This window comes from Mycobacterium sp., assembly GCF_036273375.1.
In the GTDB taxonomy this organism is placed as follows: Bacteria; Actinomycetota; Actinomycetes; order Mycobacteriales; family Mycobacteriaceae; genus Mycobacterium.
Genome location: NZ_DASUHS010000177.1, coordinates 1 through 13200 on the forward strand (window position 1 = coordinate 1; position 13200 = coordinate 13200).

Genomic DNA, 13200 nt, shown 5'->3' on the forward strand with positions numbered 1-13200 from the left:
GTCAAGGGCATCCAGCACCGCCTCAGCCGCCAGCCGCAACTCGCTTCGTCCGGAATCCTTCGAGAAGTCGGTGGCACCGATGCCGACGATGGCGGCTCGACCACTGAGCAAACCCGATGACATCAAGCGTCCCCAATCGTCAGCGCCACCGTCGCGATGACATGATCGCCAAGGCCGTTGCGGCCGAACACCTTTACCGTGATCAGGCCGCCATCGACAGCGGTGACTTCACCGGAAAACGTCACGGTGTCGTAGGCGTACCATGGCACACCCAATCGCAGCCCAATCGACTTGATCAGCGCCGACGGCCCCGCCCAGTCGGTGATATAACGCTGCACCAGCCCGGTGTCGGTGAGGATGTTGACAAAGATGTCGTTCGAACCTTTGGCCTGCGCCTTATCGCGGTCGTGGTGCACGTCCTGAAAGTCCCGGGTAGCCAGGGCCGTCGAGATGATGAACGTGGGGTCGCCGTAGAGCTTGAGCTCGGGCAGCGTGGTGCCCACCTCGATGATCGGTGCGCTCATGCTTCGGGCTCCCACGCGTAGAGACTCCACTCCGGCCCGGCATCACCGGCCGGGAAGTCGATATAGGTTGCGCGAACCGGCATTCCGATCTTGATTTCGGCGTGGTCGACGTTGCGTAGCTCGCCGAGCATGCGAACGCCCTCTTCCAGTTCGATCAGTGCGATCACGAATGGCAGCGTGCGCCCGGGCACCTTCGGCGCGTGGTGCACCACGAAGCTGAATACCGTGCCGCGACCGCTGGCCACCGCGTAGTCGATGGGGTCGGCCTTGTCCTGCCACACCGCCGGCACCGGCGGGTGTTGCAGGGTGCCGTCGGCGAGGCGCTGGATGCGCAGCTCGTGCGCTTTGACACCCTCCCAGAAGAAGGCGGTGTCGCGCGACACCGCGGGGCGCATCATGGCGTCGGCGTCCAGGTCTTGAGGGACGGATCCAACCGCCCCGGAATCCTCGCGGGGCCTGAATTTCAGGATGCGCCACGCCATCTCGGCGACATCCTCGTCACCGACCCGCCACGTGATGTGCTGGTTGATGAACCAGCCCTCACCGAGCCCGGTCTGCTTGGGACCCACCACGTCACGCATCTCGGAGGCGACGGTGACCTGCTCGCCGGGACGTAAGTACCGGTGGTAGGTCTGCTCGCAGTTGGTCGCGACCACCCCGATGTACCCGGCCTCGTCGAACAGCTGCATGATCGGGCCCATCGGGTCGTCGGTCGGGCGTTCCCCACCCAGGCCGAACATCGTCCACACCTGAATCATCGCCGGCGGGGCGACAATGCCGGGGTGACCCGCGGCCTTGGCGGCGGCCTCGTCGACGTAGATTGGGTTGGTGTCGCCGATCGCCTCGACCCAGTTGTTGATCGTCGGCTGGTTCACCAAATCCCGGGCGTCGCGCGGCGCAGCGACGACGGTGGCGGTGATTTCCGCAACCGCTTCCTTGATATCGGTCATCGAGGCACCCTCGGCACCTTGAGTCCCGATGCAGCGATCATCTCGCGCATCACTTCGTTCACGCCCCCGCCGAAGGTGATGACCAGGTTGCGCTTAGTCTGCGAGTCCAGCCAGTTGAGCAGATCGGCGGTATCCGAATCGGCGGGGTTGCCGTACTTGCCGACGATCTCCTCGGCGAGTCGGCCGATGTACTGGATGCGCTCTGTGCCAAAGACTTTTGTTGATGCGGCATCGGCCACGTTGATGTCCTCACCCGCGGCCGCCACCTGCCAGTTGAGCAGTTCGTTGATCCGCCACATCGCATGGATCTCACCGAGCGCCCGCTTGACGTCGGCATGGTCGATCGGCGTGACGCCGTCACTGCCCGGCTTGGAGGCCCAGGCGTGCACCCGGTCGTAGATGCCGGCGGTGCGGCCGGCGGGGCCCAGCATGACCCGCTCGTTGTTGAGCTGGGTGGTGATCAGTCGCCACCCGCCGTTCTCCTCGCCGACCAACATCTCGGCGGGCACCCGTACGTCGTTGTAGTAGGTGGCGTTGGTGTGGTGGGCACCATCGGACAGGATGATCGGCGTCCAGGAGTAGCCGGGATCCTTGGTGTCGACGATCAGGATCGAAATGCCCTTGTGCTTCACGGCTTCCGGGTCGGTGCGGCAGGCCAGCCAGATGTAGTCCGCGTCGTGGGCGCCGGTGGTGAAGATCTTCTGCCCATTGACGATGTACTCGTCGCCGTGGCGCAGGGCAGTCGTTCGCAGGGAGGCGAGGTCGGTGCCGGCCTCGGGCTCGGTGTAGCCGATCGCGAAGTGAACCTCGCCGGCGAGGATGGCCGGCAGGAACTTCTTCTTCTGCAGATCGCTGCCGAACTGCTGCAGGGTCGGGCCGACCGTCTGCAACGTCACCGCGGGCAGTGGCACGTCGGCCCGGTGCGCCTCGTTGACGAAGATCGACTGCTCGATGGGGCCGAAGCCCAAGCCGCCGAACTCCTTTGGCCATCCAACGCCGAGCTTGCCGTCGGAGCCCATTCGCCGGATCACCGCGCGGTAGGCCTCGTTGTGACGGTCCTGCTCCATCGCCTTCATCTCGTCGGACGAAATCAGGTTCGAAAAGTATTCCCGTAGTTCCGCTTGCAGCTGGCGCTGCTCCGGAGTCAGGTCTATGAACATTGCGCTCCCACCAGGTGGCGGCCTCCGAGGAGGTCAAGGCGTAGAGAAGAACCGCCCAGCAGCCTGGACAGGTCCTTGATCGTGGAGTAGTACCGGTGCATCGGATAGGTGATGTCCATCCCCATCCCGCCGTGTAGATGATGACAGATCTGCATGACCGGCGGCGCCTGCGAAGTGATCCAGTAGCCGAGAACATCGAGGTCGTCTTGTACTTGAGGGGCGGATCCGCCCCTTTCCGACAGCCCCCAGGCAACCGACTTCGCTACCAAATTGATTGTGCGCGAGGCGATGTAGACCTCGGCGAGCTGGGCGGCCACGGTCTGGAATGTCGACAGCGGCTTGCCGAACTGCTTGCGGTTGGCCACGTAGTCGGCGGTCAGACGCAGCGCCCCGGCCACCAGCCCGTCGGCGTAGGCGCCGATGGCGGCCAGCACCAACTGGTTGACCCGGGGCGCCGTCGCGCCCGCCAAAACGTCGGAGTCTTCGACCGCGACGTCGGCAAACGTGACCGTGTATTCCTCGGAGTCGTTCGAGGTCGGGGTTCGAATCACGTCGACACCGTTGGCCTTCGGCGAGACGACGACGACCGCGCTGTCGGCCGTGACAATGATCCAATCCGCTTGTCCGGCATAGCCAACGCCGACCTTGGTGCCCGACAACCGGCCGTTGGCGAAGGTGGTCGAGGGCCGGTCCGGCAGCGCGGCACCCGGCTCGTTGAGGGCGGCGGTCAGCACGGCGCCCTTGGCGACGCCGGCCAGAAACCGGTCCTGCTGTTCGTCGGAGGCCAGGTCAAGCAGTGGCAGCACGCCGAAACCCAACGTGACCAGGGCCGGCGTGACGGCGCCGTGGCGACCGATCTCAGTCAGCACGGTGGCGACCTCGGGCAGACCCACGCCGTCGCCACCGAGGCGTTCGGGCACTGGTAGCGCCGTCACACCGCCGTTGATCAATGCGTCCCAGCTCAATTCACGCTCGGAAACCGACGTCACCACATCGGCGACGGCCTGTTGCGTCGCAGTGAGATCGAAGTCCATCAGGACGTCACCGCGGCATTGCCGGCGTAGTCGACCTGCCAATGCTTGATGCCGTTGAGCCAGCCCGACCGCAACCGCTCGGGCTCGCCGGTCGGCTTGAGATCCGGCATGTGATCGGCGACCGCGTTGAAGATCAGGTTGATCGTCATGCGGGCCAGGTTCGCACCGATGCAGTAGTGGGCTCCGGTGCCGCCGAAGCCGACGTGCGGGTTCGGGTCCCGCAAGATGTTGAAGCGGTGCGGGTTTTCGAAGACCTCTTCGTCGAAGTTGGCCGACCGGTACGACATCACCACCCGCTGGCCCTTCTTGATCTGCACGCCGCCCAACTCGGTGTCCTCGTTGGCGGTGCGCTGGAAGGCCGAAACCGGAGTGGCCCACCGGATGATCTCGTCGGCCGCGGTCGCCGGGCGCTCCTTCTTGAAGAGCTCCCATTGATCGGGGTTGTTCGCCATCGCGATCATGCCGTGGGTGATCGAGTTCCGTGTCGTCTCGTTGCCCGCCACCGCCAGCATGACCACGAAGAAACCGAACTCGTCATCGGAGAGCTTCTCGCCGTCGATGTCGGCCTCAATCAGCGTGGTGACAATGTCGTCGGTGGGGTTCTTGCCCCGCTCCTCGGCCATGGCCATCGCGTACATGATCAGTTCCATCGACGACTGCGCGGGATCGACGGTGGCGTACTCGGGGTCGGTGCCACCGGTCATCTCGTTGGACCAGCGGAAGAGCTTGTCGCGATCCTCCTGGGGAACGCCGAGCAGACCCGCGATGGCCTGCAGGGGCAGCTCGCACGACACCTGCTCGACGAAGTCGCCGCTGCCCTCTTTCGCCGCGGTCTCGGCGATGTTCTGGGCACGCTGGGCCAGTTCGGCTTCCAGCCGTCCGATGGCCCGCGGCGTGAATCCGCGGGAGATGATCTTGCGGAGCCGAGTGTGGTGCGGCGCGTCCATGTTCAGCATGACGCTGCGCTGCAGCTCGACCTGCTCCCGCTTCATCTCCGGCGGCCAGGTCGGGATGGCGCCGTTCATCCAGCTCGAGAAGATGTCGCTGCGCTTCGACACCTCCTTGACGTCAGCGTGCTTGGTGACGATCCAATATCCGTGGTCCTCGAACCCGCCCGAGCCATTCGGAATGTCCACCCAGTGGATCGGCTCTGCTTTACGGAGCTGGGCGAGCTCCTCGACAGGCAACCCGGCAAGATTGACGTCGGGGTCAAGAAAGTCGAAGTCGGCGGGAATGTTGGGGGGTGCCATGTAGGGTGCGCTCCTTTTACAACACTAATTGCAACGTGTTCTAGTGCCAGTAAAACATGCCTCCTGCGCAGATAAAAGGCAGGTCATCATCCTCGCTTGTCAGAGTAATGAAACGTGTTCTAGCCTGACGGAATGGGTAACCCAGTCATCGTTGAAGCCACTCGTAGCCCCATCGGCAAACGGAACGGATGGCTGTCCGGTTTGCACGCCACCGAGCTGTTGGGTGCGGTCCAGAAGGCGCTGGTCGAGAAGGCCGGCATCGATGCCGGCGACGTCGAACAGGTCATCGGCGGCTGCGTGACGCAGTACGGCGAGCAGTCCAACAACATCAGCCGGGTCAGCTGGCTGGTGGCCGGGCTACCAGAACACGTCGGCGCCATGACCGTGGACTGCCAATGCGGCAGCGGTCAGCAGGCCAACGGCCTGGTCGCCGGTCTGATAGCGGCGGGTGCCATCGACATCGGCATCGCGTGCGGAATCGAAGCCATGAGCCGTGTCGGACTCGGCGCGAACGCCGGTCCGGACCGCAGCATCCTGCGGCCCGCATCGTGGGACATCGACCTGCCTGACCAGTTCACCGCGGCCGAGCGGATCGCCAAGCGGCGCGGCATCACTCGTGAAGAGATCGACGAATTCGGCCTGGCGTCCCAGACCAGGGCCAAGCAGGCCTGGGAAGAAGGCCGTTTCGATCGCGAGATCTCCCCGATCGAGGCCCCAGCGCTCGACGAGAACAAGCAACCCACGTCCGAGCGCGTCACCATCAGCCGCGACCAGGGCCTGCGCGACACCACGCTGTCGGGCCTCTCCGCGCTGAAGCCGGTCCTCGAGGGCGGAATCCACACGGCGGGAACGTCGTCGCAGATCTCCGATGGCGCGGCGGCCGTGCTGTGGATGGACGAGGACAAGGCCAAGGCGCTGGGCCTGCGGCCGCGGGCCCGCATCGTCAGCCAGGCGCTGGTCGGGGCCGAGCCCTACTACCACCTGGACGGGCCGGTGCAGTCGACGGCGAAGGTGCTGGAGAAGGCCGGGATGAAGATGGGCGACATCGACATCACCGAGATCAACGAGGCATTCGCCTCGGTGGTGCTGTCGTGGGCACGGGTGCACGACCCGGACATGGCCAAGGTCAACGTCAACGGCGGGGCCATCGCGCTGGGGCACCCGGTCGGCAGCACCGGCAGCAGGCTGATCACCACCGCGCTGCACGAGCTGGAACGCACCGACCAGACCACCGCGCTGATCACCATGTGCGCGGGCGGCGCCCTGTCGACCGGCACTATCATCGAGCGCATCTAGCGTTCGATCGTTTTCGGTTTTCTGGTGAGCGTCTCCGACGACAGCCGCATCGGCGCGGCGCAGTCCTACATCGACGCGTTGGTCAACCATGACGGTGACGCCGTTCCGTTCGCCGCGCACTGCACCCGCATCGAGCAGGGAATCAAGAACGGTTTCTCGGGAAATCACTTGCGGCGCAGCCTTAACCGCGGAATCCAGTACCGGTTGCTCGCGGACACGACACCACCGGACTACCGCATCGACGGCGACCAGGTGCACGCGGCGTACCAGGTGCTGACCAAAGCGGGATTCGGCGGCCGGCGGCTCGCCGCGCACGTCAACGAGACCTTCTTGATTCCGGCCGAAAGCGCAAGCGGGAAAGCCGAAATCCACCACATCAAGGTTCGCTTCCAACCCTTTATTCAGCAGCGCCGGTAACGACGCGGCCCGCGAAGCGGGGTGCGGAGGAGCCGGCCAGATCAAGCAGAGGAATAGCATGCCGAAACCGAAGCCACGTTCACTCAACGCCCCCTGGGTCGGCTTCGTCATCAAGTGGATGGCCAAGGGCAACGCGTGGATCTACAAGCGCAGCAACGGAAAGTTCGGCGGCACCTTCCAGAAGGCTCCGGTCGCTCTGCTCACTACCACGGGCCGCAAGACCGGTGAACCGCGGGTGAGCCCGCTGCTCTACCTGCGCGAGGGAAACCGGGTGATCCTGGTCGCCTCGAAGGGCGGCAGCGACAAGAACCCGCTGTGGTACCTCAACCTCAAGGCCAATCCCAAAGTCTCCGTGCAGATCAAGGACGAGGTCCTGCAGCTGCAGGCCCGCGACGCCACCGAGGCGGAACGTGCCGAGTACTGGCCCAAGTTGGACGCCATGTATCCCTCGTTCGACGACTACCGAGCCTGGACCGATCGCGTCATCCCGGTCGTGATCTGCGACCCCTGAGTTTCCATTCCCTGCAGGCGGGGAATCATCTGGGCACCATGTCCGACCGTCGCTGGATTCGCAACTCACGCCCGATTGCGCTGCTGCTCAAATATTTCGCGCGTGCCCATATCTGGGTGTACCGACGAACCAACGGCAAGATCGGGGCGAAGCTGCTGCGGTTCCCGGCGGCCCTGCTGACCACCACCGGACGCAAGTCCCACAAGCCGCGAACCGCCGCGACGCTGTACCTGCGCGACGGCGATCGGGTGATCCTGCCCGCGTCCTTCGGCGGGCGCGACGAAGATCCGATGTGGTATCTCAACCTCAAAGAGCATCCCGACGTGCAGGTGCAGATCCGCGCCCAGCTTCTGGACTTGGTCGCCCGCGACGCCACCGACGCTGAGCGCGAACGGTATTGGCCACGATTGACGCGGATGTACCCGCCCTATCGCAAGTACCGCGAGGCCGCCGACCGGGTCATCCCGCTGGTGGTGTGCGAACCGCGCTAGGCGCCGTAGACGGGGACCGGACGGCGCGCCTTGGCGAGCAGATCGGCCACGACGCGCCCCAATTCCGCGGGATCCCACCTCGCGCCCTTGTCGATCTCCGGCCCGTGCGCCCAGCCCTCGGCAACCCGGATCTTGCCGCCCTCGACCTCGAACACCTTGCCGGTGACGTCGCGTGATTCGGCGCTGCCCAGCCAAACCACCAGCGGTGAAATGTTTTCCGGGGCCATGGCGTCGAAGTCTTGGTCCTGCGTCGCCATCATCTCGGCGAACACCGTCTCGGTCATGCGGGTGCGGGCCGAGGGTGCGATGGCGTTGACGGTGACGCCGTAGCGACCCATCTCGGCCGCGGCGACCAACGTCATCGCAGCGATGCCGGCCTTGGCGGCGCTGTAGTTGCCCTGCCCGACGCTGCCCTGCAGGCCGGCACCCGAACTGGTGTTGATGATCCGGGCGTCAACGGTTTTGCCCTCTTTGGACAGTCCACGCCAGTACGCGGCGGAGTGGCGCATCGTGGCGAAGTGCCCCTTGAGGTGCACGGCGATGACGGCGTCGAACTCCTCTTCGCTGGTGTTGGCCATCATCCTGTCGCGCACGATGCCGGCGTTGTTTACCAAAACGTCCAGGCCGCCGAAGGTTTCGACCGCCGTCTGGATCAGACTCGCCGCCTGGTCCCAGTCCGCGATGTTGGATCCGTTGGCGACGGCTTCGCCACCGGCGGCGGTGATTTCGTCGACAACGCTCTGGGCGGCGCTGCCACCGCCGGCCGGTGAACCGTCCAGGCCCACCCCGATGTCGTTGACCACCACGCGCGCACCTTCTTCCGCAAAGGCCAGCGCGTGCGCGCGACCGATACCGCCGCCAGCTCCGGTGACGATGACGACGCGGCCGTCAACCACTCCCATAGTTTCTTGTCTCCTCTACTTGACCGCGCTTGCGGTCGTGGTGGACAGATAGTGCGGGGGCTCGCCGCCGCCGTGTACCTCGAGCGAGGCACCGCTGATGTAGGACGCCATGTCTGACGCCAAAAATGCTGCGGCCCAACCGATGTCTGCGGGCTTCGCCAGCCGGCCGAGCGGCACATTCTTCGAGATCGCGGCGATGGAGTCGGCGTCGCCGTAGAACAGTTCGGACTGCTCGGTCTCCACCATGCCGACCACACAAGAATTCACCCGGACCTTCGGGCCCCACTCCACGGCGAGCGTCTGGGTGAGACTTTCCAGGCCCGCCTTGGCCGCCCCGTAGGCGCCGGTGCCCGGGGAGGGCCGGCGGCCGCTGAGGCTGCAGATGTTGATGATCGATCCGCCCTGCCGCTGGCTTTGCATGTGAGCGTTCGCGTGCTGCGAAACAGACAGCGCACCAATCAGATTGAGTTCGATGATCTTGCGGTTGAACTTGGCGCTGGACTCCGCGGTCAGCACGAACGGCGATCCTCCGGCGTTGTTGACGACGACGTCGAGCCGGCCATGCCGGTCCATGATGGTGTCGATCAATCCCTTGACGGCGTCGTCGTCGCGGACGTCGCAGGAGTGGAACTCATATGCCCATCCCTCGACCGCCCGCCGCGCACAGGTGACGACGGTGGCGCCCTGCTCGGCGAAAACGGAGCTGATGCCGGCACCGACCCCGCGAACACCGCCGGTGACGAGAACTACCCGCCCGGCCAGCCCCAAGTTGATGGCGTCGGATGCTTCGGCGCGAGTCACTGTGCTAGCGTACCAAGCAAGTGCTTGCTTAGGTAGTTACCCCACAAGGAAGTGGCACCTTGCCCATCACATCCACATCCACCGAACCGGGCATCGTCACGGTCACCGTCGACTTCCCGCCCGTCAACGCCATCCCGTCGCGCGGCTGGTTCGAACTCGCCGACACCATCACCGCCGCCGGCAAAGATCCCAACACCCACGTGGTGATCCTGCGCGCCGAGGGCCGGGGCTTCAACGCCGGGGTCGACATCAAGGAGATGCAGCGCACCGAGGGATTCACCGCCCTGATCGACGCCAACCGCGGCTGCTTCGCCGCGTTCCGCGCGGTCTACGAGTGCGCGGTGCCCGTCGTCGCGGCCGTGAACGGATTCTGCGTCGGCGGCGGCATCGGGCTGGTCGGTAACTCCGATGTGATCGTGGCCTCCGACGACGCCACGTTCGGGCTGCCCGAGGTGGAACGCGGCGCGCTCGGCGCGGCGACGCACCTGTCGCGACTGGTTCCGCAGCACATGATGCGGCGGCTGTTCTTCACCGCGGCCACCGTCGACGCCGCCACCCTGCACCACTTCGGTTCGGTACACGAGGTGGTGTCGCGCGACGAGCTCGACGAGGCCGCCCTGCGGGTCGCGCGCGACATCGCCGCCAAGGACACCCGTGTCATCCGCGCGGCCAAAGAGGCGCTGAACCTGATCGACGTACAACGAGTCAACTCGAGTTACCGCATGGAGCAAGGCTTTACGTTCGAGCTCAATCTCGCCGGGGTGTCCGACGAGCACCGCGACGCGTTCGCCGGTACGACGAAGGGTGAGAAGGCTTGAGCGACAAGAGAACCACCTTCGACGATGCCGTGGCGCAATTGCGCAGCGGCATGACGATCGGTATCGGCGGCTGGGGATCGCGGCGCAAGCCGATGGCGTTCGTGCGTGCGCTGCTGCGCACCGACATCACCGACCTGACCGTGGTCACCTACGGCGGGCCGGACCTGGGCCTGCTGTGCTCGGCCGGCAAGGTCAAGCGGGTCTACTACGGATTCGTTTCGCTGGACTCCCCGCCCTTCTACGACCCCTGGTTCGCCAAATCCCGTGCCGATGGCGCGATCGAGGCCCGGGAGATGGATGAAGGCATGCTGCGCTGCGGATTGCAGGCGGCCGCGCAGCGCCTGCCGTTCCTGCCGATTCGGGCCGGGCTGGGCAGCTCGGTGCTGGACTTCTGGGAGGGCGAGCTGCAGACGGTGACCAGCCCGTACCCGGCGCCCGGCGGGGGGCACGAGACCCTGATCGCGATGCCGGCGCTGCGCCTGGACGCCGCATTCGCGCACCTCAATCTCGGTGATGCGCAAGGCAATGCGGCCTACACCGGAATCGACCCGTACTTCGACGACCTGTTTTTGATGGCCGCCGAGAAGCGCTTCCTGTCGGTGGAGCGCGTCGTGTCCACCCAAGAGTTGGTCAAGGCGGTCCCCCCGCAGGCTTTGCTGGTGAACCGCATGATGGTCGACGGCGTGGTGGAGGCGCCGGGCGGCGCCCACTTCACCACCGCCGCACCAGATTACGGCCGTGACGAGAAATTTCAGCGGCACTACGCCGAAGCGGCCTCAACGGACGAGGGTTGGCGGCAGTTCGGGCAAACCTTCCTGTCGGGCAGCGAAGAGGACTATCAGGCGGCCGTGCGCGCTTTCAAAGAGGAGGCCTCGTCATGAGCGGCGATGCGATCACCCGACCCGAGATCTGCGCGGTCGCGTGCGCCGAATTGTTCCGGGATGCCGGCGAGATCATGGTCAGCCCGATGACGAACATGGCCTCGATCGGGGCTCGACTGGCCCGGTTGACCTTCTCGCCGGACATCCTGCTGACCGACGGCGAGGCGCAGCTGCTGGCCGAGACCCCCGCCCTGGGCGCGTCCGCCCCCGTCGAGGGCTGGATGCCGTTCGGCCGGGTCTTCGAAACCCTGGCCTGGGGCCGGCGGCACGTGGTGATGGGCGCCAATCAGGTTGACCGTTTTGGCAATCAGAACATCTCTGCGTTTGGCCCGCTGCAGCAGCCCAAACGCCAGATGTTCGGTGTCCGCGGTGCGCCCGGCAATGCCATCAACCACGCGACCAGCTACTGGGTGGGCAATCACTCCAAGCGGGTGTTCTGCGAGAAGGTCGACATCGTCTGCGGAATCGGCTGGGACAACGTCGACCCCGACAACCCGGCATTCCGGTTCGCCAACACGTATCGGGTAGTGTCCAACCTCGGCGTGTTCGACTTCGGCGGGCCCGAGCGCACCATGCGGGCGGTGTCCCTGCACCCCGGCGTTGCGGCCGACGAGGTCGCCGAGAACACCTCGTTCGAGATCGACGGCCTGGACGGCGCCGAGGAGACCCGGCTGCCGACCGACGACGAACTGAGCCTGATCCGCGAAATCATCGACCCGAAGTCTCTGCGGGACAGAGAGATACGGTCATGAAGCTGCGCACGCCGCTGACCGAACTGGTCGGCGTCGAGCACCCGGTGGTGCAGACCGGGATGGGCTGGGTCGCCGGCGCCCGGCTGGTGGCGGCCACCGCCAACGCGGGCGGACTGGGCATCCTGGCATCGGCCACCATGACGCTGGACGAGTTGGCGACGGCCATCGGCAAGGTCAAGGCGGCCACCGATAAGCCGTTCGGTGTGAACATGCGCGCCGACGCCGCCGACGCCGGCGATCGCGTCGAGTTGATGATCCGCGAGGGCGTGAAGGTGGCGTCGTTCGCGCTGGCGCCCAAACAGGAGCTGATCGCCCGGCTAAAAGAGGCTGGGGCGGTGGTGATCCCGTCGATCGGCGCGGCTAAACACGCGCGCAAGGTGGCGAGCTGGGGCGCCGACGCGATGATCGTGCAGGGCGGCGAGGGCGGTGGGCACACCGGACCCGTCGCCACCACTTTGCTGCTGCCCTCGGTCCTGGATGCCGTGCAGGGCAGCGGGATTCCGGTGATCGCGGCCGGTGGCTTCTTCGACGGGCGCGGCCTTGCGGCCGCGTTGAGTTACGGCGCCGCCGGCGTTGCGATGGGCACCCGCTTCCTGCTCACCTCGGATTCGACCGTGCCCGATACGGTGAAACGCCGCTACCTGGAGTCGGCGCTGGACGGCACGGTCGTCACGACGCGTGTGGACGGCATGCCGCACCGGGTGCTGCGCACCGGACTGGTCGAGAAGCTGGAAGCCGGTTCGCCGGTGCGGGGTCTCACCGCGGCCGTGCGCAATGCCGCCAAGTTCAAGCACATGTCGCAGATGACCTGGCGGTCGATGATCAGCGACGGCCTGGCGATGCGCCACGGCAAGGAGCTGACCTGGTCGCAGGTGGTGATGGCGGCCAACACCCCAATGCTGTTGAAAGCCGGCCTGGTTGACGGCAACACCGATGCCGGCGTGCTGGCATCCGGACAGGTGGCCGGCATCCTCGATGACCTGCCGTCGTGCGCCGAGCTGATCGAGTCGATCGTGCGCGACGCGATCAAGCATCTGCAGGCGGCATCCGGGCTGGTGGACGGGTCGTAAACGGCGGAATTGCGGCCAATGAAGCGTATAGCTAAAGTTTCGACTTATTAAGCTATAATCTTCAAATGAGTCGGATTAAGGAATCATCTTCACCACGAGCGACCCTCATCGGTGACGTCGTCGGTTCCCGGCGCGCCACCGACCGCACGCGGCTGCACCGGCTCCTGGCGAGCGCCCTGCGGCAAATCGCCGGCGACGCAAGCGACCCGCCGGCGTTCACCGTAGGCGACGAGTTTCAGGGCAGCTACCCGACCGTAGGCGCCGCGATCGATGCTGCCCTGGCGCTGCGGCTGGCCGTCGGCCCCGAAGTCGATGTCCGGTTCGGCATCGGCTGGGGCACGGT

16 protein-coding genes and 1 pseudogene are annotated in these 13200 nt (G+C 65.8%); 9 read left to right on the top strand and 8 right to left on the bottom strand.

Translation table 11 applies throughout. The features are described 5' to 3' along the window. The 6 genes from VFW69_RS16570 to VFW69_RS16595 form a co-directional block, all read right to left on the bottom strand. On the bottom strand, window positions 1-111 hold a 111-nt coding region (locus tag VFW69_RS16570; RefSeq protein WP_526502603.1), incomplete at its 3' end, for a hypothetical protein. Between the two features lie 11 nt (window positions 112-122). Next, window positions 123-524 (bottom strand): MaoC family dehydratase, encoded by a 402-nt coding sequence (locus VFW69_RS16575; protein ID WP_526502589.1) that lies wholly within the window; start codon window positions 522-524, stop codon window positions 123-125. Beyond that, window positions 521-1474 (bottom strand): OB-fold domain-containing protein, encoded by a 954-nt coding sequence (locus VFW69_RS16580; protein WP_526502590.1) that lies wholly within the window; start codon window positions 1472-1474, stop codon window positions 521-523. Before VFW69_RS16580 ends, VFW69_RS16575 begins: the two co-directional genes overlap by 4 nt. Then, window positions 1471-2634 carry an acyl-CoA dehydrogenase FadE29 gene (fadE29, locus tag VFW69_RS16585; RefSeq protein ID WP_526502591.1) on the bottom strand — a complete coding sequence of 388 codons (1164 nt, stop codon included), beginning with the start codon at window positions 2632-2634 and terminating at the stop codon, window positions 1471-1473. Before fadE29 ends, VFW69_RS16580 begins: the two co-directional genes overlap by 4 nt. Continuing rightward, complete coding sequence (locus tag VFW69_RS16590) at window positions 2625-3668, bottom strand: acyl-CoA dehydrogenase family protein (protein WP_526502592.1); 1044 nt, start codon at window positions 3666-3668, stop codon at window positions 2625-2627. Before VFW69_RS16590 ends, fadE29 begins: the two co-directional genes overlap by 10 nt. Then, window positions 3668-4918, bottom strand: coding sequence for a cytochrome P450 (locus VFW69_RS16595; RefSeq protein WP_526502593.1), 1251 nt, complete (start codon window positions 4916-4918; stop codon window positions 3668-3670). Before VFW69_RS16595 ends, VFW69_RS16590 begins: the two co-directional genes overlap by 1 nt. Before the next feature lie 132 nt (window positions 4919-5050). On the opposite strand from VFW69_RS16595, the gene VFW69_RS16600 reads away from it, so the two are divergent. From VFW69_RS16600 to VFW69_RS16615, 4 genes are read left to right on the top strand one after another with little or no spacing between them, the layout of a single operon-like run. Beyond that, window positions 5051-6214 carry a steroid 3-ketoacyl-CoA thiolase gene (locus VFW69_RS16600; RefSeq protein WP_526502594.1) on the top strand — a complete coding sequence of 388 codons (1164 nt, stop codon included), beginning with the start codon at window positions 5051-5053 and terminating at the stop codon, window positions 6212-6214. A gap of 21 nt (window positions 6215-6235) precedes the next feature. Beyond that, window positions 6236-6631: a DUF8021 domain-containing protein gene (locus VFW69_RS16605; protein WP_526502604.1), complete on the top strand. Its 396-nt coding sequence runs from the start codon at window positions 6236-6238 to the stop codon at window positions 6629-6631. Between the two features lie 58 nt (window positions 6632-6689). After that, window positions 6690-7142, top strand: a complete 453-nt coding sequence (locus VFW69_RS16610; protein ID WP_526502595.1) for a nitroreductase family deazaflavin-dependent oxidoreductase — start codon at window positions 6690-6692, stop codon at window positions 7140-7142. Between the two features lie 38 nt (window positions 7143-7180). Beyond that, complete coding sequence (locus tag VFW69_RS16615; RefSeq protein WP_526502596.1) at window positions 7181-7633, top strand: nitroreductase family deazaflavin-dependent oxidoreductase; 453 nt, start codon at window positions 7181-7183, stop codon at window positions 7631-7633. On the opposite strand, the gene VFW69_RS16620 is transcribed toward VFW69_RS16615, so the two are convergent. Together VFW69_RS16620 and VFW69_RS16625 are read right to left on the bottom strand one after the other, a co-directional pair. Continuing rightward, entirely contained in the window at window positions 7630-8535 is a 906-nt protein-coding gene (locus tag VFW69_RS16620; RefSeq protein WP_526502597.1) for an SDR family oxidoreductase, read from the bottom strand. The genes VFW69_RS16615 and VFW69_RS16620 overlap by 4 nt on opposite strands. A 15-nt stretch (window positions 8536-8550) precedes the next feature. Further along, window positions 8551-9336, bottom strand: coding sequence for an SDR family oxidoreductase (locus VFW69_RS16625; protein ID WP_526502598.1), 786 nt, complete (start codon window positions 9334-9336; stop codon window positions 8551-8553). A 59-nt stretch (window positions 9337-9395) separates the two neighbouring features. Here VFW69_RS16625 and echA20 point away from each other — a divergent pair, with 59 nt between their 5' ends. From echA20 to VFW69_RS16650, 5 genes and pseudogenes are all read left to right on the top strand, one after another. Next, on the top strand, window positions 9396-10154 hold the full coding sequence (echA20, locus tag VFW69_RS16630) for a (7aS)-7a-methyl-1,5-dioxo-2,3,5,6,7,7a-hexahydro-1H-indene-carboxyl-CoA hydrolase (protein WP_526502599.1): 759 nt from the start codon (window positions 9396-9398) through the stop codon (window positions 10152-10154). Continuing rightward, window positions 10151-11035 (top strand): cholesterol ring-cleaving hydrolase subunit IpdA, encoded by an 885-nt coding sequence (gene ipdA, locus VFW69_RS16635; RefSeq protein ID WP_526502600.1) that lies wholly within the window; start codon window positions 10151-10153, stop codon window positions 11033-11035. The genes echA20 and ipdA overlap by 4 nt, the downstream gene beginning before the upstream one ends. Further along, the gene (gene ipdB / locus VFW69_RS16640) at window positions 11032-11787 is read left to right on the top strand and encodes a cholesterol ring-cleaving hydrolase subunit IpdB (protein ID WP_526502601.1); all 756 of its coding nucleotides are present in this window, start codon (window positions 11032-11034) and stop codon (window positions 11785-11787) included. The genes ipdA and ipdB overlap by 4 nt, the downstream gene beginning before the upstream one ends. Further along, window positions 11784-12857, top strand: a complete 1074-nt coding sequence (gene ipdC / locus VFW69_RS16645; RefSeq protein WP_526502602.1) for a (3aS,4S,5R,7aS)-5-hydroxy-7a-methyl-1-oxo-octahydro-1H-indene-4-carboxyl-CoA dehydrogenase — start codon at window positions 11784-11786, stop codon at window positions 12855-12857. Before ipdB ends, ipdC begins: the two co-directional genes overlap by 4 nt. Window positions 12858-12922: 65 nt before the next feature. Further along, window positions 12923-13200 (top strand): annotated as a pseudogene (locus tag VFW69_RS16650) (SatD family protein); the annotation flags it as partial.